This is a genomic window from Streptomyces sp. NRRL WC-3549 (assembly GCF_000721935.1).
Lineage (GTDB): Bacteria > Actinomycetota > Actinomycetes > Streptomycetales > Streptomycetaceae > Streptomyces.
This window is the reverse complement of sequence record NZ_KL585455.1, coordinates 884-1,971: the sequence shown is the minus strand read 5'-3', so window position 1 is coordinate 1,971 and position 1,088 is coordinate 884. Positions and strand designations below refer to the sequence as shown.

Genomic DNA, 1,088 nt, shown 5'->3' with positions numbered 1-1,088 from the left:
GGTGTAGCCGCTGCCGGACTGGGTGGTCTCGATGGAGACCTGGCCGACGGTGACGCCGTTGCCGGTGCCCGTGACGCTCTGGTGCAGTTCGTACTGGTCCAGCGGCGCACCGCTGGTCGCGTCGACGATCACCGCCTCCTGCGAGGCCGGGCCGGTCTCGCCGTCACCGGTCACCGTCGAGCGGTAGGCGAGGACGGGTATCTTGCCGACCGCGTACACCACCAGGGTGCTGTCCTTGCTGCCGGCCTTCGCCTTCCTCACGTGCTTGGCGTGCTTCACGGCCTTGGCCGAGGCTTCGGCGGCCGTCAGCTTCGGCGTTGTGCGGGCGACCTCGATGGCGCCCTGGTGCGCCAGGTCCGAACCGGTGATCTTGCCGTTCTCGGCCAGATGGACGACCAGGTCGCCGCCGATCACGTCCATGCCTCTGTAGGTGCGGTCGTAGCGCACGTGTCTGGTGCCGTCGGCGTCGATCAGCACGTCCTTGACCACCAGGCGCTCGGCGGGGCCCAGGCCGAGTTCGCGGGCGGTCGCGGAAGCGTTCCGGCCGGCCTCGCGTATCGCCTCGCCGCGTGTGTCGGCCGTCATCGCCCGGAAGCCGGCGCCGGGCTGGGCGGCGGAGGTGCCGGCGGCGGTGGGCTGGGGGACGGCGGTGGACTGGGTTGCCACTATGGTCACGGAGCCCAGTGCGAGGGCTGCCGCGACACCGGCGGCCAGGGCGTTTTTGCGGTACATGACAATCCTTCCGCCGGGCCTCGTCGGGGAAATGCCGCAGAACGTCACCTGGGGTGCGGGGGGTGTTCGGCGACAGTTGGCCCGGCTGTGGCCCTGAGGCTAGAGACGCGGAGAGCGGCCGACATCGGGGTAACCCCTTGACCTGGACGGGGAGCCCCGGCGGGCGCACCATGGCCCGATGCCAGACTCTGCGATGTGGACGAACGCGTCCCACGAGGCCGGCCCCGTGCTGCCGGTGGGGCCGGACAACGGACACGGCACCCGCCGGGTGGTTCTGTTCGGGCCGCCCGGATGCGGCAAGACCACCGCCGCCGGTGTCCTGGGGCGGCAGTCGGGCCTGCCGGTCCTGCGGCTGG

Annotated in this window: 1 protein-coding gene and 1 pseudogene; one reads left to right on the top strand and one right to left on the bottom strand. The window is 71.8% G+C overall.

The annotated features are described in order from the left end of the window. Positions 1-732: pseudogene (locus tag IH13_RS0135640) on the bottom strand (M4 family peptidase); the annotation flags it as partial. Positions 733-910: 178 nt separating this feature from the next. Here IH13_RS0135640 and IH13_RS45900 point away from each other — a divergent pair. Then, positions 911-1,088, top strand: a 178-nt coding sequence (locus IH13_RS45900) for an AAA family ATPase (protein ID WP_158791511.1), incomplete at its 3' end; no start/stop codon positions are given.